At 50.6% G+C, this 20,814-nt stretch carries 14 protein-coding genes; 5 read left to right on the forward strand and 9 right to left on the reverse strand.

The window, feature by feature from the left end:
• Nucleotides 1-876 precede the first annotated feature (876 nt).
• Nucleotides 877-2,037, forward strand: coding sequence for a glycosyltransferase (locus tag AC2215_RS25120; protein ID WP_486812763.1), 1,161 nt, complete (start codon nucleotides 877-879; stop codon nucleotides 2,035-2,037).
• A gap of 243 nt (nucleotides 2,038-2,280) precedes the next feature.
• Here AC2215_RS25120 and AC2215_RS25125 read toward each other — a convergent pair whose 3' ends face one another.
• On the reverse strand, nucleotides 2,281-3,414 hold the full coding sequence (locus tag AC2215_RS25125; RefSeq protein ID WP_486812764.1) for a trypsin-like serine peptidase: 1,134 nt from the start codon (nucleotides 3,412-3,414) through the stop codon (nucleotides 2,281-2,283).
• Nucleotides 3,415-4,603: 1,189 nt separating this feature from the next.
• Nucleotides 4,604-5,668 (reverse strand): calcium/proton exchanger, encoded by a 1,065-nt coding sequence (cax, locus tag AC2215_RS25130; protein WP_486812765.1) that lies wholly within the window; start codon nucleotides 5,666-5,668, stop codon nucleotides 4,604-4,606.
• Nucleotides 5,669-6,153: 485 nt separating this feature from the next.
• Here cax and AC2215_RS25135 point away from each other — a divergent pair, with 485 nt between their 5' ends.
• On the forward strand, nucleotides 6,154-8,784 hold the full coding sequence (locus tag AC2215_RS25135; protein ID WP_486812766.1) for a DUF3536 domain-containing protein: 2,631 nt from the start codon (nucleotides 6,154-6,156) through the stop codon (nucleotides 8,782-8,784).
• Nucleotides 8,785-8,962: 178 nt separating this feature from the next.
• Here AC2215_RS25135 and AC2215_RS25140 read toward each other — a convergent pair whose 3' ends face one another.
• From AC2215_RS25140 to mtnA, 3 genes are all read right to left on the reverse strand, one after another.
• A complete protein-coding gene (locus tag AC2215_RS25140) occupies nucleotides 8,963-9,676 on the reverse strand; it encodes a F0F1 ATP synthase subunit B (RefSeq protein WP_486812767.1) in 714 nt (237 codons plus the stop codon).
• A complete protein-coding gene (gene coaD / locus AC2215_RS25145) occupies nucleotides 9,589-10,143 on the reverse strand; it encodes a pantetheine-phosphate adenylyltransferase (protein WP_486812768.1) in 555 nt (184 codons plus the stop codon). Before coaD ends, AC2215_RS25140 begins: the two co-directional genes overlap by 88 nt.
• A 273-nt stretch (nucleotides 10,144-10,416) precedes the next feature.
• A complete protein-coding gene (gene mtnA, locus AC2215_RS25150) occupies nucleotides 10,417-11,463 on the reverse strand; it encodes an S-methyl-5-thioribose-1-phosphate isomerase (RefSeq protein ID WP_486812769.1) in 1,047 nt (348 codons plus the stop codon).
• 238 nt (nucleotides 11,464-11,701) lie between these two features.
• On the opposite strand from mtnA, the gene AC2215_RS25155 reads away from it, so the two are divergent.
• A complete protein-coding gene (locus AC2215_RS25155) occupies nucleotides 11,702-12,355 on the forward strand; it encodes a type IV pilin-like G/H family protein (protein ID WP_486812832.1) in 654 nt (217 codons plus the stop codon).
• A gap of 56 nt (nucleotides 12,356-12,411) precedes the next feature.
• A complete protein-coding gene (locus AC2215_RS25160) occupies nucleotides 12,412-12,999 on the forward strand; it encodes a type IV pilin-like G/H family protein (protein WP_486812770.1) in 588 nt (195 codons plus the stop codon).
• A gap of 61 nt (nucleotides 13,000-13,060) precedes the next feature.
• Here AC2215_RS25160 and AC2215_RS25165 read toward each other — a convergent pair whose 3' ends face one another.
• Both AC2215_RS25165 and AC2215_RS25170 read right to left on the reverse strand, forming a co-directional pair.
• Nucleotides 13,061-14,365, reverse strand: a complete 1,305-nt coding sequence (locus tag AC2215_RS25165; RefSeq protein ID WP_486812771.1) for a serine/threonine protein kinase — start codon at nucleotides 14,363-14,365, stop codon at nucleotides 13,061-13,063.
• 6 nt (nucleotides 14,366-14,371) lie between these two features.
• A complete protein-coding gene (locus AC2215_RS25170) occupies nucleotides 14,372-16,453 on the reverse strand; it encodes a serine/threonine protein kinase (protein WP_486812772.1) in 2,082 nt (693 codons plus the stop codon).
• A gap of 403 nt (nucleotides 16,454-16,856) precedes the next feature.
• Here AC2215_RS25170 and AC2215_RS25175 point away from each other — a divergent pair, with 403 nt between their 5' ends.
• The gene (locus AC2215_RS25175) at nucleotides 16,857-17,153 is read left to right on the forward strand and encodes an RNA recognition motif domain-containing protein (protein ID WP_486812833.1); all 297 of its coding nucleotides are present in this window, start codon (nucleotides 16,857-16,859) and stop codon (nucleotides 17,151-17,153) included.
• 601 nt (nucleotides 17,154-17,754) lie between these two features.
• On the opposite strand, the gene AC2215_RS25180 is transcribed toward AC2215_RS25175, so the two are convergent.
• The gene (locus AC2215_RS25180) at nucleotides 17,755-19,476 is read right to left on the reverse strand and encodes a DUF3352 domain-containing protein (protein ID WP_486812773.1); all 1,722 of its coding nucleotides are present in this window, start codon (nucleotides 19,474-19,476) and stop codon (nucleotides 17,755-17,757) included.
• Nucleotides 19,477-19,588: 112 nt separating this feature from the next.
• A complete protein-coding gene (gene gcvT, locus AC2215_RS25185; RefSeq protein ID WP_486812774.1) occupies nucleotides 19,589-20,695 on the reverse strand; it encodes a glycine cleavage system aminomethyltransferase GcvT in 1,107 nt (368 codons plus the stop codon).
• Nucleotides 20,696-20,814: the final 119 nt, after the last annotated feature.

Consider the following 20,814-nt stretch of genomic DNA (forward strand, 5'->3'; position numbering starts at 1 on the left):
AGGCGTTGACTTTTATGAAATTTTAGGTGCGAAACCCGATCTTATCGCAGTTTTCACAAAGGTAGACTCCAATCATCAGCAACGGTGTAAATACAGAGGCACGACCCCTGCGGATGTTTACATTTTTTCGGTCTATTCTGGGTGGGGTCAAGATTTCAGCAAACTGCTATAGACTTGAGATTTTAGATTGAGGCTGCATGATTCCTGAAGTTCGACGACACTCTCTAAGCCTTGTCTAGCAAGGCAGCTGGACACTTACCCGAAAAATAGTTGGTTGGCGTGAGGGTCGCTTGCGATCGAGACTTGAGCGTTTGATGAATAATTCAGGTTAGGGAGTGCGATCGAGACTTAAAGTCGGACTCGCCTGTAACTTCTTCGATCGCGTTTTCAAATGAGATCGGAGAATGGCGACGGATCTATCAATGAATTCACAGAGGACGACGACTAGACCCAGGACAAAATGACCGGTGAAGACTGACGGCCAGAATCGGTGTCTCTCACCTCCACGATCGTCACTTTTCTCAACGGGATACACTAGTAGTATTGGGGTTTAGGAATTGCGAGCCGAAAGCACCTCACGCAGCGTGCCGTCAAGGGTGGGCGCAAACCCTATCCCTAGAGCTCTCACTCGCTCTACCGTGCATCGGAGTAACCAATTGAGGCTAATGCGAGAAAAAGCATTGGAGTGCCACCGACCGCAAAGATGGGATCGGGGCAATGGTTTAAGAATTAACAGCAAATAGCGGACACTCTCGAGCAAGGGAAGATGATTGAAAGATGACCAGTAGGTTTTCTCGTGGGAAGGAAAGATTTTCAACCGTCAGCGTGGATGAATCGATCGAATCGACCCCAAGAGTTTTGACGGGAATCAAAGCAATGATGGATGTAACCGGCGATCCGAAAACAACTGAGGATATTTTTGTTTTTTTGGAAGTGTTTTCGGGCGAGGGGGGGATTCAGTCTTACGTGAAGGATATTCTTCGCACATACTCTACTCTTATCACGACCGATCGGGCACGCACGGCTGAGATTTTGTTACTCCGAGACGGTTTGGGATGTGACAATCCCTTCGATACGGGCGATCGCACAAAACCCAATCCGATGCAGTTTCACTATCTGCATACCTTACCCCTGTGGTGGGGGCGCATCCGACTCGCTGCAACGCTCCTGGCGAGACTATTGCGCAAAAAACCCGATCGCGTGTTTTGCGGTCACATCAACCTCGCCCCTCTGATTCGGATGTTGTGCCAGCCGTTGGGCATTCCCTATACGGTGCTAACCTATGGCAAAGAAGTGTGGGACCCGCTACCCAAACTGCATCGGGATGCCCTAGAGCACGCCCAAAGCATTTGGACCATTAGCCGCTACAGCCGGGATTTAGCCTGCCGCGCCAACCACCTCGACCTGCAAAAGTTCGAGCTGTTGCCCTGTGCAATTCGGGGGGAAATGTTTACGCCCGCTCCTAAACCTCCTCATCTAGTGGCGAAGTATGGTTTGGAAGGTTCTCAAGTGCTGATGACCGTGGCGAGACTGTGGTCGGGAGATATCTATAAAGGAGTTGACGTTACCATTCGGGCACTGCCGACAATTTTACGAAAGTTTCCCGATGTCAAGTATTTAGCGATCGGGCGAGGGGACGATCGACCGCGTTTGGAACAATTGGCGAAGGATTTAGGGGTCGTCGATCGGGTGATTTTTGCCGGGTTTGTCCCAGATGAGGAGTTACCCGACCACTACCGAGTTGCCGATGCCTATATCATGCCCTCTCAAGAAGGATTTGGAATCGTTTACCTCGAAGCCATGGCCACTGGGATTCCCGTCTTAGCTGGAGATCGCGATGGCTCCGCCGACCCGCTCCAGGACGGCCGACTGGGCTGGCAGGTTCCCCACCGCGACCCCGAGGCCGTCGCGGCGGCTTGCATTGAAATTTTGCTGGGGGGCGATCGTCGTTGCAATGGTGAGTGGCTCAGAGAGCAGATGCTGGCACAGTTTGGGATGGATGCGTTTCGCGATCGCTTAGCCCAACTGTTGGAGTGAGGGGGAGATCGGGAGAGTCATCGATCGCGTTGCCACGAGTCGATCTCCTAGATAACGTCAGTTTTACTACCGCGACCTCGCCGGGATGCCGACTCTGGGTGAGGTTCGGGCGTTCGGCAAGCCTCGCGACAGCAAAGGGACAACACTGGCGAGATTTCCTGGCTCAGGAGGAAAGTACTCCATCCCCATTCCCCATTCCCCACTCCCCGTCCTCACCTGAAACAGTCATATCCAAAACTGACGTTAGTCGAGATGGCGTTTGCTGTATTTACCCTTGCGCAGCAAACAGAGACTTACGAGGGTGAGACCGGCGATCGTTCCCGGTTCTGGGACTTTGGCGGGTTGCTCTCCATTATCGGTTTCAGGGATGTTTAACATGGCAATATCATCGATCCAGTCGGTATAAGCTGAAAGCATAATTCCTCCCCCAGTCGACCCAAACTTGCCCCCACCCCCAAACGTAAAAGTATTAATTCCGGCAAGTTTTAAGGTATCGTCGTCCCAAATAAAACTCGGTCCTCCAGAATCCCCCGGTCCGACGATCGCTTCGATATCGTTACCGAGGGTTGTCCCTCCCATGCGGTTCGTGGAAGAATCGGGGCCGTCAAAATCGTATAAAAAGACTTCGTTCTCACCGCTACCTTCATCATCTCTCCTAAATCGATCGACACTATTTTGACCCACTCTCTTTTTACTGATACTTGCTCCCGTGGTGTAGCCATCTACGCCGTTGCCTGAAGCCCCGTATCCCACCATGGTTAGAATATCTCCAGCAACGAGGGGATTGCGATACAGCTCGTAAATGGGAATGTCTTCCGGGAGAAGATCTTCGAGGGTGATAATCGCTAAATCGTCGTTGATGCTCGGTTTAGCAAACCCGGTGTAGTCAGAATGAATATCGAGTTGTTGAGCCCGAAGGCGGTGGGAGCGATTTTGTCCGAAATTGAGATTGAACAAAACGTTGCTGGGATTGAGATCGTCGTTCCACAATCCGTTGTCATTTTGGTCGAGACAATGGGCTGCTGTCAGAATGTGAGTGCGGCTAATTGCCGCACCCGTACAGAGAAAACCCTTAGCGGTGATGCTACCCACGCCACCAAATAAGGAGGTTGTCGTATTGGGATCGATGCGCTGACGCGGAGAGTCAGCTGATTCGCCATCTAAAAGACCGCCAACAATTATTTTTTGATATTCCTCTTCGAATAATGGGATGGCAGAATTTTCCGAGTCGGTTGGGAGAAATAGTTTTTGGGGAATATCTTCAGCTCGATCGGGCGCAGGATCGATCGGATTGGCTTGGGCTACTGTCGAAAGACTACAGCCCATCGCGATCGCCGCCGAAAGAGAGGTGAAAATGCGTTGGGTCTTGCGAATCATTGAATTTATTATCCCAAATTGAAATTGCATCTTTTCGATCGCCCATCTATTTTTCTCGCTCGAATGAATTCTGTTGATTTAGTTACCCCAAAGACGCTTGAAGGTTCAATCGATCGGCGATATACGGTTAGATTACAGTTTGTTAGATGTTTTGTTCGTTTCTGAGTTAGATATTCTAAGCTTCTAAAACTTCAAAGATATCTTGAATCTGTAGCCTATTTCGATTGAGTAGTTATATCTACACAAGCATTGTTTGCGCTCGCGTTTACTTTTTCGGTATAACATCATTTTTTTGAAAGTAAAAATCTCGATTGACCTAGAAAAAAAATTTGCTTTGTAATTTTTTTATAAATTAAATCCGTATTTTTACTAGCTATTCGATCGAGGGATAGACCAATACTCGCTCTCAAAATAATCTCGACCGAAAAATCTCGGATCGAATATCAAAAAAAGTTTTAACTCTAACCTAAAATTTACAGTTCATCGACTCAAAGCTTGACAAACGATGTTTATTGTTTTTAAATCTCGTTCGGGTCGTTCATCAAAAAATGTTGTCACTTCAGAGTCGCTTGGAGCCTGAGTGGCAAACTCAGAATCTAAAAGTTTTGCTCCGTATGAATTTTGTTTTTGAAGGTGAGTTCAGAATCAGCGAAAACCCGCATTCTGTTGCTGTCAATTTCAGGATCGAGAAAACGAGTTGGCGTTGTTTCAACTGAAAATCGAGGGTTCAACATCCTTAACCCGAACTCGAGTTTTTTTAACGTCAGTTTTGTTGAAGTCGTAGACTCAAATCCTGACTCTGATTGCTGTTCGGGCGGGCTGGCTATTCGAGAGGCAGCCCATCGCACATCGGAGAATCTCCTTACGGGTGAGTCGGGTACTCTATTCCCCATTCCCCATTCCCCATTCCCCACGCTCACCCGAAACAGTCTTATCCAAAACTGACGTTTTTTTACGGTTCCCAGCTTGTTTTTTGCCCGTGCGATCGCCTACAAACCATGACTTGCCTCAGGGCCGGTTATCGAATTGCCATGAGAAATCAAGGATTTGACACAGATGTATCAGACACTCAGGTGCAGACCGGTTTCGTTGCCCGCGGCAGGACTCGGGAGGGTTAGGACGGTTAGCAGTCATCGAGTCACGAGCGATCGACAGTGATGAGATGCGATCGCCCGCAATTGACTCGAGCTTACGGATGGTAGAAAAAGGCAAAGCCAAGGACGGTGTAAGTTGCCAGGAGTAAAGCCCCTTCCAGCCAATCCGATCGACCGTCGGAACTCACGGAATTTGCCAACAGCACCGCAACGGCAACGGCCACCAGTTCAAAGGGGTTGAAATTCAAATCCATCGGCTGGTCGAACACCCATCCCGCCAGCACCAGGACTGGGGCGACAAACAGGGCAATTTGCAAACTCGACCCCATCGCCACCGACAAAGATAAATCCATTTTGTTTTTAATCGCCACGGTAACAGCTGTCGCGTGTTCGGCAGCATTACCGATGATCGGAACGATAATCACCCCAGTAAATAAAGCGGTCAGTCCCAGATAGGATGTGGCTTCTTCGAGGGAATCCACCAGCAGTTCCGATTCCACGGCAACCGCCAGGGTGCAAGCGAGCAAAACACCGCCCCAAATCCAGGGGTTGGGAGATTCGCCCTCTTCTTGGTTTTCCGCTTCGCCGACATCGCACAGATAGGCGTGGGTTTTCATCGAAAAGAGTAGCGTCAGTCCGTAGACGATAATCAAGACGATCGCGACTGCCGTGGAGAGTTTCTGCATCGTTCCCGGTTCGATGCCTGAGGAAGTCGCGGCCACAGCAGTGGGTAGCAAAATCGCGATCACGGCCAAATTCATCGCCGATGCGTTCAAACGGGCAATGGTTGAGGAAAATTCTTGCTCTTTGTAGCGAATTCCGCCCAATAGCATCGCAAACCCCATGACCAACAGGAGGTTACTGATAATCGAGCCGGTCAGACTCGCTTTGACGACATCGAGCAAGCCGGCCCGCAGGGCAATTAAAGCAACAATCAGTTCTGTGGCGTTCCCAAAGGTGGCATTGAGCAAACCGCCTAGGGTCGGACCGACGACGACCGCTAATTCTTCGGTCGCCGTTCCCATCCAAGCGGCGAGGGGAACGATCGCCAAACCCGCCATGAGAAAAATCGTCAGCGATCCCCATTCGAGAAAGTGAGCTGCCCAAGAAATGGGAACGAAAAGTAATAAGAGGATAAAGATTAAATTTTTTGTGGACATATCGAATTTCCGAGAGTTTTCCTCAGATAATTGCAGGAATACATTCGGGACTATCTTACAGTGTGGGTGTCTCTACTCTAATCCGTCGATCGCCCCTTGTCCCCAGCGTTTTGGCTCTGTCAAAATGCTATGTTCGTCATTAAAATTTTCGATCGTTTCCTCACAAAAGCACCCCATGCAAAGTCCCCAACGCAAGAATGGAGTGCTAAGATCGAGGGTGCTAGAATTTGAATCAAAAAGCATTCCATCGCTGTCTACTCGTCAGAACTGACCGATCGGGTCGAAATAGAAAGATCGACATCCTGAATTTTTGCCAATTTTATCCTTCGCGAGCGCTCCATCTAGTTTGCGATTTCAATTAAGTTTTAATTAAGTCTTTTCTTCGAGGCTGCCCGCAGGCTGCCTTCTTCACGATTTTCACCCGAACTCGGGAGCGGGTGCGATCGCTTGGGGAACCCTCTAAACCTTATCAACTCAGATCTTCCATGACATTTACTTCTCAATCCCCCCATCGGGGACAAACTGTAGATTTCGATCGCACCGAAGCCGTCGAACCGCTAACCACTGCAACGGGGGTGTGCGTTGCAATTCACGGTCACTTCTACCAGCCCCCCCGCGAAAATCCCTACCTCGACGCCATCGAGCGGCAGCCGGGAGCCGCGCCATTTCACAATTGGAACGAGCGCATCTACCACGAATGCTACCGTCCCAATGCCTTTGCGCGCATCTGCAACGATCGCGGCGAAGTGGTGGGGATTGCCAACAACTACGAGTATTTGAGCTTCAATATCGGGCCGACGCTGATGACCTGGCTCGAAGGATACGATCGCCAAGTCTACGAAAAGATTTTAGAAGCCGATCGTAAAAGCTGCGAGCGATTGGGCGGACACGGGAATGCCATTGCCCAAGCCTACAACCACATCATTTTGCCCCTCGCCAACGAGCGCGATAAGTACACTCAAATCCGCTGGGGGATCGAAGATTTTCGCTCCCGGTTCGGACGCGATCCCGAAGGCATGTGGCTGGCGGAAGCCGCGGTAGACTATCCGACGTTAGATGCGTTAGTGCGCGAAGGAATTAAGTTTATTATTCTCGCTCCCTCCCAGGTGGAACGCTGCCGCGCCATGGCCACCGACGACGATCCCCATCCCGAGTGGCACGAAGTGGGGGGCGGACAAATCGATCCCACTCGTCCCTACCGCTGTTACCTTAAAAGCGATCCGGAAGCCTATATCGATATCTTTTTCTACGACGGACCGATTTCGCGGGATATGGGGTTCGACGATTTGCTCGATAGTTCCCAAATCTTTGCCGGTCGGTTGGGCTTGGCCGTTCGGGGCGATTTCCGTCCGTCCCAACTGATTTCTGTTGCCACCGATGGAGAAACCTTCGGTCATCACAAACGGGGCAAGGAGAAATGTTTGGCGTACTGCTTCATGCGGGAATTTCCCCAGCGCGGTTGGACGGTGACCAACTACGCCCATTACCTAGCCCACAATCCGCCCACGTGGGAGTGCGAACTCAAACCGGCGACGGCGTGGAGTTGCGCTCACGGGGTCGCTCGTTGGGAAGATGATTGCGGCTGCGGCGGCGGTGGCGAATGGCATCAAAAATGGCGGCGACCCCTGCGGGATTCTTTGAATTGGCTGCGAGATCGCCTCGCCGAAATTTACGAAACCCAAGGTTCTGCCCTGCTGCGCGATCCCTGGTTGGCGCGAGATGAGTACATCCAAGTGATTCGCGATCGCGCCCCGGAAAATATCGCTCGGTTCTTAGAGTGCCACCAATCCCATCCCCTCAACGAATCGGAACGGCTCGATGCCTTGCGATTTTTGGAGATGCAGCGTCACAGCTTGCTGATGTTTACCAGTTGCGGCTGGTTTTTCGAGGAACTATCTCGCCCGGAAGGGGTTCAGATTCTGCGCTACGCGGCGCGGGCGATCGAGTTGGCAGGAGAAGTAGCTGGGGCGGATCTCGAACCGGAATTCGTGCGCCAGATCGCCAAAGCTCCGAGTAACGTTGTGGAAATGTTTGCCGATGGGGCCGATGTTTACCGCCAACGGGTCAAGACCTCTCAAATTAGCATCGAGCAGGTGGCGGCTCATTATGCCATCAGCTCCCTGTTTACCACCTACGGCGAGCGCAGTCGCGTCTATTGCTACGACACCCATCAAATCGATTACCACCTCCAGCGCATGGGGGTCCTGGCTCTGGCGGTGGGTCAGTTGGATCTGACCTCGACGATTACCCGCGAGACGGTGCATCTGGTGTTTGGGGTGTTGCATTTGGGGGGCTTGGACTTCCACTGTTGCATCCAACCCTTCTCCAATCGTTTGGCCTATACCCAGCTCAAGCAGACACTGTTTGCCAGCCTCCAAGATGCCAGTGCGGCGCGGCTCGTGTTGGCAATGAACGAGCAGTTTGACGGAGAATCCTTCACTCCCCAGGATTTGTTTGCGGAAGAACGCCAGCGCATCGTTCAGTTGCTCAACCAGGAAACTCTAGGACGGCTCGATCGCCTCTACAGCCAGGTCTATCGGGAAAACTACAGCATTTTGGTGGCTTTCCATCAAAACGAATTGCCGGTTCCCCAGGAATTGCAGGTGGCGGCGGATATTGCTTTGAGTCAGCGGTGCTTGGAAACCGTTCGCGCCCTCGATCGCGAGTTGGAGGATGCGGGAGATGATTCCACTTGGGGTCAAGGACACCTGGCAGAATTGGAAGCCATTGCCACGGAAGCGGGTCACTTGCACTGTCAGTTGAAGGTTCCCGAAGCCAAGGACATTCTAGAGCGGCTGATTTTGCGATCGCTCTGGCACTTGCTGCACGAGGAAGATGCCGTTCGGGGGGCAGCTCAAGCCCAATGTATCGAACGGGCGATCGCTGCCTCTGTTGGGCTGCAATTGGAAGTCTGTCTCGATCTACCCCAGGAGTTGTATTTTGCGTGGCTCCACGGTCGGGTTGGGAATTGGTCGATCGATCTCGAAACGGCGGCGATGGAATCCCAAAGCCAACCGGTGCCATCTCCGGAAATGAACTGGAGTTCTCCGCAGCTCCTCCACTTGTTGCAACTCGGACAGAGTTTGAAGGTGGATGTGAGTCCCTGGTTGGGTTGATTGGGGTTTGGGGGCAGAGGGCAATGGACAATTGACAATTGACAATTGACAATGGGTCAGTTTGATGACTTTCCCTCTTCTCCCTTGTCTCCCTCGGAGGGCAAAGCTTTTGGATATATGAGTTTCATCTGTGCGACGATCGCTCTCCCAAATGCTTGTGCCCCTACGGCATTCTCAATCAACTTTCTGCGGAATACCCACCTCCGGAGTGCATCTCTTTTTGATGCATCCGATAGGCGGATTCCTGTTGGAGTTGCTGGCGGCCATTGCGAATCACGTGCATCATTTCGCTGAGTTGCCCCTCGATATTGCGCAGGACGCGATCGGCATATTCGTCGGCCCCGGTTTCGATGGCTTCAGCATCGCTTAAGGCTTGGGCGCGGGCGGCTTCGAGGTCTTGTTGCACTTGTTGCTTCATCCGTTCGATTTCGGCAATAGTCTGCTCTTGGGCGGTTTCGCAGTCAAGCTGGACCTGCTGCCGGATGCGATCGGCTTCTTCTTTGGCGTGGCGGACGATGCCCATTTCATCGAGAATTCCGGAGGCTTGATGCTCCGCTGCATTCAAGATTTCCCGAGCGTACTGTTCCGCTTGCTGAAGAATTTCTTCCTGACGGCGCACCACTTCTTCTGCATCTTGGAAGGCGGTGGGTAGGTTGAGGCGAATGGCATCGAGGATATCGAGAATTTGCTCTTCGTCGATGAGCGTTCGCCGCGAGAAGGGGATGCGCGGACTATCGAGGACGATCTCTTCGAGGCGGTTGAGTTCCCGTTGAATATCGATGCCTCGATCGCGCGTTGCATCTCCTACGGGGACTCCACCTGGGGCAGGTTCGCTCCGATCTGTGGCTCCGTTTGAGTTGGGTTCGATCCCGGTTGAGTCCTGACGTAACATTTGTATATATCCAACGCAACTGATTGAGGAACAAAACGATCGACCGGTCCGCCAAATTTGGCCACCTCTTTGACCGCGCTACTGCTCAAGAAACTATATTCGTTGCGGGTGGCAAGGAATACGGTTTCGACTTGTTCCGATAGGGTTTTATTAATGTGAGCCATTTGCAGCTCCATCTCAAAATCCGAGAGAACTCTCAATCCCCGTAATAAGACGTTCGCTTGGCGAATTTTAGCGTAGTTTACCGTAAGACCGTCAAAGCTATCGACTTCTACATTGGTTAAGTGAGAGGTACTCAAACGAATTTGACGGATGCGATCGCTCACGCTAAAGAGTGATTTTTTATTGGGGTTTGTTACCACGGCAACGATAACTTTGTCAAACAAGTTACATCCTCGCTCGATGATGTCGAGGTGACCGAAGGTAATCGGATCGAAGCTGCCAGGGTAAATCGCGATCGCAGACAAGGTACAAACTTAAAAAAGGGTGAATTTATAAAATTTCATTTTTGCCCGCTCTAGCGATTGGGTCGGATGACAATTTTACTAGATAGCCTACTCCAAACTCTCAATTTTGTGCAAATTTTTAGATTCGAGCGCACAGAGGTATCGCGATCTTCAGGAGGGTTAGGATACTTTTGTGGGTAAGCGTCGGGATAGACGGGAGCATTGGAGAAAATCGGAGAACCAGACGAGTTTACCCTCAGGTTTTTCTCATTCGCAAGACAGCGATCGAACCCCTTAAACTGGTTGGTGCTTCGGCATCTGTTCTCCCAGTTGCGCCGGAGGAATTGCACCGTCTTCCGTAACGATCGCCGCAATGTATTCGGCGGGGGTGACATCAAAGGCCGGATTGTAAAAATCGACTCCGGGCGGTGTCAGTTGGGTGTCGCCCACTCGATAAATTTCGGCCGGATCGCGTTCTTCAATGGGGATTTGAGTGCCGTCAGAGAGGCTGAAATCGACCGTAGATAGGGGTGCGGCGACGAAAAAGGGGATATTGTGAGCGCGGGCGACGAGGGCGAGGCTGTAGGTGCCGATTTTGTTGGCTGCATCCCCGTTGGCGGCAATTCGATCGGCCCCCACGACTACCGCATCCACGAGTCCTTCCTTCATGCAGTGGGCGGCCATGCTATCGGTAATTACCGTCACTGGAATCCCTTCCTGAACGCACTCCCAGGCGGTTAATTTAGCCCCTTGGAGTCGGGGACGGGTTTCGTCGGCATAGACGCGCTCTAAGCGCCCTTCCCGCCACGCCGAACGGACGACCCCCAATGCGGTTCCGTACCCTGCCGTCGCGAGTGCCCCGGCATTACAGTGGGTGAGAATTCGCAGCTTTTGGGGGGATTCGGGCAATGCCTCCAAACCCCAATCTCCAATAGCCTGACAGGTGCGCAAATCTTCGTACTGAATCTCTTGGGCGGTTTTGAGCAACAGGGTTTTAATGGATTCGACGGAACCCACGGTTTGGCGGGCGGTTTTGAGCATCCGTTCGATCGCCCAGAATAAGTTCACCGCCGTGGGACGGGTTCCCCGCAACAAATCGGCAACGCCATCGAGGGCGGTTAAAAATTCAGCGCGATCGTCCGTTTCGATTTCTCGTGCCCCTAAATACATTCCGTAGGCAGCAGCCACCCCAATTGCCGGTGCGCCGCGCACGATCATGGTTTTAATCGCCATCGCCATATCGTCGCTGCGGCGAATCTCCACCCGCGAGTAAAGGGTGGGCAATCGAGTTTGGTCGATGAGGGAAACGCGATCGTCGTGCCACGCAACGGGATACAGCATAGTTGATGGGTGAATTCAAGGATTTTTTGGCTATTGTCACAAATTGTAGCGGAAAGAGCGCTCGGGTCGGTGGATAGAGTGGCGATCTTTTCGAGACTGGGCGATCGGATTGGGTTTTGTTACGATTTGGGAAAGACTTTCGCGATCGTTTTTAGACTCGATTTTTTAGATCCCATATCGTCGGTATCGTTCCAGACCCATACTGACAAAGACTTGAGAGGATGAGACAGAAGTGACGATGAAGCCGTCGGAACCGATCGAAATTCCCCAATCTAAGTCTGTTTCAAAGAAGACTCAAAAATTCACGAGCTTTAGATTTTGGCTGCGAGTTTTTATTTATAACTGCGTTATCGGTGCGGTTTTGCTACCGATTTACAAAATTGAGAGGCTCGAACGATCGGCTACAAATATTTTCAAATTTTTCTACCTCTGTACCCCATATCAAATCTTTGCCCAAAGCGATCTCGTTCCTAGACTTTATACCTGTGCCGATCCGCAATCGGAAGCAGTTTCTTTCATCGGTGCGACTGCTCGCGCCCAAAAAGCCTATTACGCAAGCCACTTGAAATTTGCAGACTCGCTCGAGGATCTTGAAATTGGACTACCCCTCGAAACAAATCACTACGATTTTCAAATGTGGGTGAGACCTCAAAATGGACCCTTCGATCGAGGAGTGGGTGCTCCCGAAGTCATTGTTATAGGGCGCACCAAACAACCCGAAATTAGAAGTTATGGCGGAATAGTTTTTCTCGATGGAAAGGGTCGTCCCGTTTCGCAAATTTGCGAAACCCGTAAACCGGGTCAGGATTTTCCAGTCTTGGAGATGATGAGCGATTTCAAAACGATTAACTGTCGCAACCTATATAAAAATACTACGAATAATTTTATATAAATAAAAAATATTAAGTTTCGCATATTTATTGGATTTTTATCTTATAAATTCTCAAGATGAAACTCTCAAACATACATCAAAACAAAAATCTATTTTTGTGGCTTAATTCTTCCAGATTCTGGAGTAAGTTTGCCATTTATAATTTTATTGTTGGGGCAGTTTTATTACCGATTTATCGAGTCGATCGGATAAAAAATTTTTCATTTTCGGCTAATTCAGAACGCAAAGCCAGACGATTCGAAGGAAAAGGTTATGTGGGTGCGATGAGTCGCGCTCAACAAGCTTATTATTTGGAGCACGAAAAATTTGCCAATTCACTTGAAGAACTGAATATCGCTTTGCCGGCAGAAACATCTAACTATCGATATCAAATTTGGACGATCGGCGAACATGGCCCTTTTCAATCGGGGAGGGTATCGCCAGAAGCAATTGCCATGGCAATTGCAACGCCCCAACAACAGGAACTCAAAAGCTATAGTAGCGTAGTTTGGGTTGATGAAACAGGAAAAAAAATGCACTATATGTGTGAAACGAATTTACCGTCAATGACCCCCGTGATTCCCGCTCGAATCCTCGACGAACAGCAATTTAGTTGTCCGCAAGGCTCGAGGGTCGTTCCTCAACATAGCTCAAGTAAAAAATGACGAGAAAGCGTTACCTTCGAAGCACTCTATTCTACGAATGGAGAGAAATATTTGCCAAATTTTAGCGAATTGTTGATGTTCCGGGTCTGTCAATAACTTCTAGGGTCTGGCTAGCAATCAGTTCTTCATCAATGAGAAACTCAAATCGCCAAGTACCGGGTTTATCGTCTTGAGAATTAAAGGAGTAAGTACACCAGGTTTCCAAGCGCGAATTTTGTGTTTTTAAGGGAAACGAGCCTTGATATTTTAAGCGAAAACCGGGGGCGATAACCCTACAGGTGCCAATATAGACCTCTTCTTCGAGGCGATCGGCTTCTAGATAAAAATAGACGGTTCGAGCGAGTTCTATCTTTTGGATGGATTCGATGGATTCTCGATCGCTGGGTAAGCTGTCGGAAATAACCGATCGATAGGTACTTAATGTTTCGACCTCTTCAACGGCTTCCTTTGCGCTTTCCGAAGTACCCACAGCATAATAGCCCAATCCCAAAAGTCCCAACCCAGCAAAACTGGTAATAATCGGCATCCAAGACTTCTTTTTCGGTTGCAAAACCTCGATCGAGACTAACTCGTTCAGCGCGACTTTAGCAGTTGGATAGCGTTTTTTATAGTTGGGTTCCACCATCTTTTCCAACCAGTCGAGAAACGCCGAACTGAGTTGCGACAAGCGCGATCGAAAATGAATTCGTCCGGCATCATCCATCAAACTCCCCACTTCCGTGGAGGGGGTTCCCAGTAACAAGCAAATTATTGTTGCACCGAGGCTATAAAGGTCGGACGCAATGGTAATCTGGCGGTTGAACATTTGTTCTGGGGGCATGAAACCTAGGGTTCCTTTCACCACGCTGCTAGCTGCCACTTCTCCCCCACCAGCTCGCGCGAAACCAAAGTCAACGAGGAAAACGTTGCCAACATCATCGACTAAGATATTTTCGGGTTTTAAGTCTCGGTGAATCACCGGCGGAATGCGATTTTGCAGGTATTTGAGGATTTCGAGAACGGCGATCGCGATTTGTTTGGCTTTATGGGGAGTGAGGCGAGTCAAACTCGATAGGGAGGGTGCGTTTTTGTATTCCTGCACCATACAAAATCCCGTGGGGGTTTGAAATGAATCTAAGTAACGAGGAATCTGGGGGGAATCGAGTTCTCGCAACACCTGAATTTCTCGTTCGTAGGATTGATATTCACTCCAGTTACCACCAGTACGGGCAAACTGAAATTGTTTGACAACGACGGATTGTCCGGTGTTGATTTCGGTGGCAAGATAGGTGACTCGACCCCCGCTGCGATTATGACCGAGTTCTCGTTCGATTTGGTAACCGTAGTTGGAAAAATTGGGAAATGTCAGGGTGGGTTCGGAGAACATGATCTTTTAAGGTTGAATTAATTTTTGTTTCGATTGACGATAGCGATCGATAATTCGCATGGGTTTGAAAATATTCGCATCGAGTAAAGGAATTCCCGTCGCGGCTAGAGATGCAATGATAACGGTATAAACCATCGGCACGTTTAAAGCTTCTGTCCCCAACCCCACGGCAAATAGCAATCGAACCGCCACACCCAAGCTCACTCCCAAACCCGCGATGAGTAGCGCGATATTTATCGCTTCTTTGGGAGATTGACCGTGACTTAACTCGCGATTGGCAATAGCTTCGACTGCGACGTTAAGACCCGACCAGAAGAAATGAGTAATCATATATAAAAATAGAAACATCATCCCCACTCCAATTCCTCCAGCGATAAGAGGTGCTCCTAAAGCACTCATAACAAAGATGAATGCCATACCGCCCAGAATCATAATGATGAAAAGGATGCCGAGAAAACATAAGCTTAAGAAGATAAACTTTCCGAATGCAGTCCAGCCATTTTTTGATGATTGATTAGACAGAATATTCTCAAGACGAATCTTTTTCTCGATCGGAGAGCGAGTAGAGTTAGAGGAAGTGCCATGGATAGTTGCTAAGCCTCCAAAAACTACACCCAACTGAGTCCCTAATAATCCGAGGAGTGGGCGATCCAAAAATAGAGAGATAACGACACCGATCGCTACCCCACATAAAATCGCCACAAACATCGATGTCATCAGCTTGATTTCAACTTTTTCAGCTTTTGTCTTGACTCGTTTAGATCTTTTAAAAACCGTTTTTTCGACAAAAAAGAAAGCGGAAATGGCTGGAAGGAATACCCAGGGTATGATGGCAACAAAGTAATTGGACTGCACGACCGAACTCAGAAGCCATCCGATCGCCGTCCAGAAGAGAAGATAAGTCGATCGCACCCCAGAAAACTCATTGAAAAGTTGTGGTTTCGGGAGCGGTGCGGTGTAGACTTTTAGTTGAAGATCGCAGGTCTCGGGAGATGCGTTCGTTCGCAATATAATCTGGCGTTCGTAGAGGCGATTGGCAAGGAGTGGGCGTGTATCGACGGTAATCTCGCAGATCGTACGATTACTTTCAAGCTTAATGGGGTTAAAGGTAATCCAAGGGGGATTGTCGGGAGAGTCGTTAGGGTGGGGGGCAATTTCCCAACGACCGGAAAGTAGGGTGTTGGGAATGGGATTGCTGACGGTTAGATTTTGAGTGACTTGCTCGCCGTATCGCGTGGCGGCAAATTCTAAATGTGGTCTATCGATTCTGACTTTTGGTAGGGCTTCGATATCGATAGTTTCCAGGGCGGATAACGCTTCGGCGGCATTGGCATAGCGATCGCCGATTTTGGGTTCGACGAGTTTCTCCAACCAACTCAACCAACCCCGTTTGAGGGGGGGCACTAAATGGCGAAATCGCACCCGATAGTCTTCGTCGATTAAGTTGCCGATATTGACGGACTTGGTACCGGTGAGCAAACAAATTAAGGTGGCACCGAGTCCGTATAAATCTGAGGCTTCCGTGAGTTGGCGATCGAATAATTGTTCGGGGGGCATGAATCCCATCGTCCCTTTCACCACGCTGCTAGCAGCGATTTCTCCACCGCCGGTTCGGGCAAAACCAAAATCAATCAGGTAGACGCGATGGAGATCGTCGATGAGAATATTTTCCGGTTTGATATCTCGATGAATGACGCAGGGGTTGTGAGATTGCAAATAAACGAGTATTTCTAAGATCGATAATGCAATCTCTTTGACTTCTTGCGGCGTCCAACTACGGGGTGTGGCGAGGGACTTGGCATCGAGATATTCTTGCACCAAACAAAAACCATTTTCCGTGGGGAAGGAGTCGAGGTAGCGAGGAATCCCGGGGTGTTTGAGGTGGCGCAACATCTCGATTTCGAGTTCGAGACTTTCGTAATCGCCCCAATTCGATTGGGCGATCGCAAACTGAAACTGTTTGATAGCAGCCAATTGACCGGTTTCGAGGTTTTGGGCGCGGTAGGTGACTCTTCCCCCCAAACTGTTGTGTCCGAGTTCTTCTAATATTTGGTAACCATGTGGGATGAAGTCTTGTAAGTAACTCATGACAATTTGAGGGGATCTCTACTCAATTACATTTCCCGAGAGGATCGCTCGCCGCGATCTTCGCGCAACAATTTGTAGTAGTAATTACGCCGGTAGGGAGCGTTTCAAAATTGAACGATACTCCGACCCTAACGGTCTTTTCAGAGGTCGTAGCTCAACTCGCGCCGGATATCGAAGGATATTAAATCCATCTTATCTCGCACATTCAAATCCTGGTCTGGCTTCAAGTTCCTCGGTCGCGATCCGCGAATTTCCGATCGGGTGCTAGAATAGTCACTGAGATTAAGGATCGGTGATAGTGTTTGTTGTTCAGTATTGAGAGATTTGTTTCCGAAGGTATTGACAGGCTTTCTCCGACATCTTGGCTCTCTACACCATTCCGATCGAGGAGATCGTCAACTGTATGTCAATTTATGTAGGCAACCTCTCCTATGAGGTGACCAAAGAGGATCTCGTCGAGGTCTTCAAAGATTATGGAAGCGTCAAGCGCGTTCACGTCCCCATGGATCGCGAAACCGGTCGTATGCGTGGTTTCGCATTTGTCGAAATGGAGACGGATGAGGAAGAAAAAAAAGCCATTGACGATCTTGATGGCGCCGAATGGATGGGTCGCTCCCTGAAAGTCAATGAAGCCAGACCTCGCGAACAGAGGAGCCCCGGTGGTCCTGGTGGTGGTCGTAGAGGTGGTGGCCGCTTCTAAACCTCAAAATTAAAATTGAATCGATTGACGCTTCTGGGGAGTCCCTCGACTGTATCTTGAAAGCTTCCCCAGAAGCGTTTTTTACGTTGTTGTGTTGATGGAGAAATCATCATGTCTAAACGTCGCAATCTGAAGAAAGAAAAGGCGTCTCGGAACCTTGCATACGCTCGGCAATTTCGCAAGCAGTCTTCTCGTTCTTTCTCCCGAGGTCAGCGTTCTGCACCTAACCAGTCTACATCGTCTTCTGCCAATCGTGAGGAAGACAAATAATTACCAATAAATCCGATCTTCGATTCCTAGTTGGATAGATCTCGAGCGTCCCAAACGCCCCATCATCCATCGATCGAATCGGTCAAACCTGCCTCAGAAATTGCATCCCACACCCGAGAGCCTTTGGGAATTGCGACATTTCTGGGGTTTTTTTGTCTTTATATTTTTTGTCTTTATAGCTGTGTAATTTGGCCGAGGTCTTCCCTCCGAAGCTCCCAAAGCCCACAGTCAATTGTGACCGAACTGATATGGCGACTGCTATATTCCCCACCCAGACCATAAACTCTACACCCACCCTCGCCGGTATGTCTGATGCCGCCCCTGACGTGATTTATCGCAACCGGAATAAAAGCTGAGTTCGCAGAATCCCCGACTCGCCACTGTAGCTGCTCGCGGTTAAGGATTTTAAATGTCCGAAAAAGGATTCTCCTACCACTTCTAGGAATTTGAGGGCTGGGAATTGTTGCTCTAGGGGAGATCTACTACCCTCCCAGTTGGCATACAAGTAGCCGTCATTTTCTGGGGGGAAAAGACCTAATCCGGCAACAAAATCTTCGAGAGATCGCAGCGATCCGCTTCTCGGGGCACCAAACACCCTATCCATGGCTTCGATGGAATTGGTTAAAATTTCGTACTGACCGGTTTGAGCGCGAACCCCCCGAACTTGGGCTTCTAATTGCAAGCGCGGACCGCTACCGGACTCGTCTTCGGCGGCGGAGAGTTTCGTCCACGCTACCACCCGATGTTCCCCTTTGAGGGTAAAGGGTCCGACGCTGTCGCCTTGTCCGGCGGCAATTGCGTCGAGGTGTGCCATGGATTGGGCGGTGGTGTCGGAGGTTTCGGCGACAAACACCCAATCGAGTTGGGTCTGTTTTCTGGGGATGAAGGCTAAGGCATATTCTCCTTGCACCCAGCTAAAAATATCTTCGGAGAGGGAAATGCCGAGGTTGGCTTGGAGGCGATCGATAACTGAGGCGATCGCTCCAGAGAAGGGTGGGTTGTGGGATAGGACGAGTTGGAGTTGCTGCCAGAGTTGGTTTAAATCGCGACCGGCAATGGCCAAGGCACTGGTTTGAGGAATGTATTCTAAGGCGGTAACGGTTGTGGTGGTGGGGAATGCGGGGAGGGATTCCGGTTGTGCTGACAGCCAAGCGGTATCGGCGAGGACTCCTTGAGGATTGGCGGCGATGGCGAGGGCGAGGCGATCTTGAGATGCGATGGAGTTTGCTGGGGTTTTGCCGATCCAGGTGGCGATTTGAGCGGGATCGGTATAAACCAATCCCAGCCGTTTATCTGTGAGCGCGGCGAGGGCTTGTTGGTAGGTGGGGCTGTGGGTGAGGTTGAGATCTCCTGCTTGGACGCGATTAATGGCTTGGCGCAGTCCGTTGGTGGAGTTGGCAAATAAGACGAAGCGATCGGAAACTGTAGCGGTTGCCCAGGGGTTAGAACCGGGGTTGGCAAAGGGGTTGACGTTGAGCTTTTGGGGTTTTGAGGTGAGGGAAAATAACTTTTTCTGGGGTTGGGTGGAAATGAGTTGGACCCCTTTGTAATCTTCAATTTCCAGTTGCGCCCCGGCGGCGGCTTTGTTTTGCCAGAACGCATCTAAAAATTCTCGACTTTTGGCAGCATCATCGACAGTGAGGGCGATTAGGTAATCGGGTTGAGTGCCGTTACGGCGATCGCCATCTCCATCGAGGCGGGTGATGGCAAAGGTGATTTCATCCCCCAGCCAGGGTTTGATATCGCGGTCGTAGTCTAGGTCGGTGTCGGCGAGGAGGCTGCGTTTGAGGCGATCGAACTCGGCGTGAGATGCCCGGCGCTTGAGGAGGGGGGTTCGCATTTGCCGCAACCCTTGCAGGCGATCGGGTTTGACCAATAACGATGCTACCACGGGGGCATCTTTGGGAACGAAGATAGCCGCTTCTGGGGCGGAAACGGGTGCGCCTTCCATTAAGGAAAGGGGCGTTTTGACTCGCAGCCAGTAAAGACTGCCGACGACGACTAAGAGTATCGCCACTGCAATGGCAGCAACAGTGGATGAGCGTGATTTCATGGCGATCGCGAACCTCACGAGTCTGCGTTATTATCCCATTTTTGGGGAGGGGGAGACAAGGGGACAAGGGAGAGGACAATTTCCGTTTCCCCCAATGCTCCCGTTTCTCCCTCTACTTCGACCGGCGGTAGAAGGGTTTTTTCACCACTTCAGCGGGGTGGGTTTTGCCGCGAATTTCCACTTCGAGGGTGCGACCGATTTTGGCGAGGGTGGGGGGAAGGTAAGCCAAGGCAATGGGGTATCCCAGGGTGGGAGATGGACCGCCACTGGTAACTTCGCCAATGACTTCCCCATCGGCAAGGACCGGGTAGCCATGACGGGCAATGTGTCGTCCTGCCATTTTCAGCCCCACCAATCGTCGCTTCAATCCCTCTTTGTGTTGTTTTTCGAGGGCTTCCCGACCGATAAAATCGCCTTTGCTATCGAGGTGAACCAACCATTTCAACCCGGCTTCGAGGGGGGTGGTGGTGGTGTCGATATCCTGTCCGTACAGGGCCATGGCGGCTTCGAGGCGGAGGGTATCCCGGCATCCCAAGCCGCAGGGGGTGACGCCCGCATTAATGAGAGATTTCCACAGTTCTCTACCGACGGGGGGATTGAGCATGATTTCAAATCCGTCTTCGCCAGTATAGCCGGTGCGGGCGATAACGGAGGGTTGACCGAAAATTGTAGCTTCGATGTGTCCGAAGGCGGGGATTTCGGCCAGCTTCTTTTCGATGAAGGGTTGCAGGGATTTTTCGGCTTCGGGTCCTTGGAGGGCGATGAGGACGCGCTGCTGGGTGATGTCCTCAAATTGAATGTCTGGAGGTAAATGCTCTAAAATCCAGGCCTTGTCGGCTTCGCAGGTGGCGGCGTTGACGATGGCAAGTCCCCGTTCGGTGCCGGCTTCATCGAGACCTTGGTAGTAGATAATCAGATCGTCGAGGATGCCGCCTTCGGGGTTGAGGAGGACGGTGTATTGGGCCGCACCGGGTTGCAAGCGACTTAAATCGGAGGGGACGAGGGGTTGGAGTTGCGATCGCAGATTGGGACCCGCGAGGGTGAATTTGCCCATGTGGGAGATATCGAACATTCCCACGGCCGATCGCACGGCTTGATGTTCTTGGGTGATGCCACTGTACTGGAGGGGCATTTCCCAACCGGCAAAACCGGTGGTTCGGGGTTTTAGGGTTTGGCAGAGATCGAAGAGGGGCGTGCGGGTGAGGTTGGGTTTCGTCACGGGTTGCTAGGGTTGGATGGATCGTCAAGGGGATGCAGGTACTCGTTACCGATGCAATCGGCTTTTTTCCCACTCTATGGCGGGGTTTGTTTGATTCTGTTTATTGTAATCGTTGATGC

The organism is Zarconia sp. (assembly GCF_057467645.1).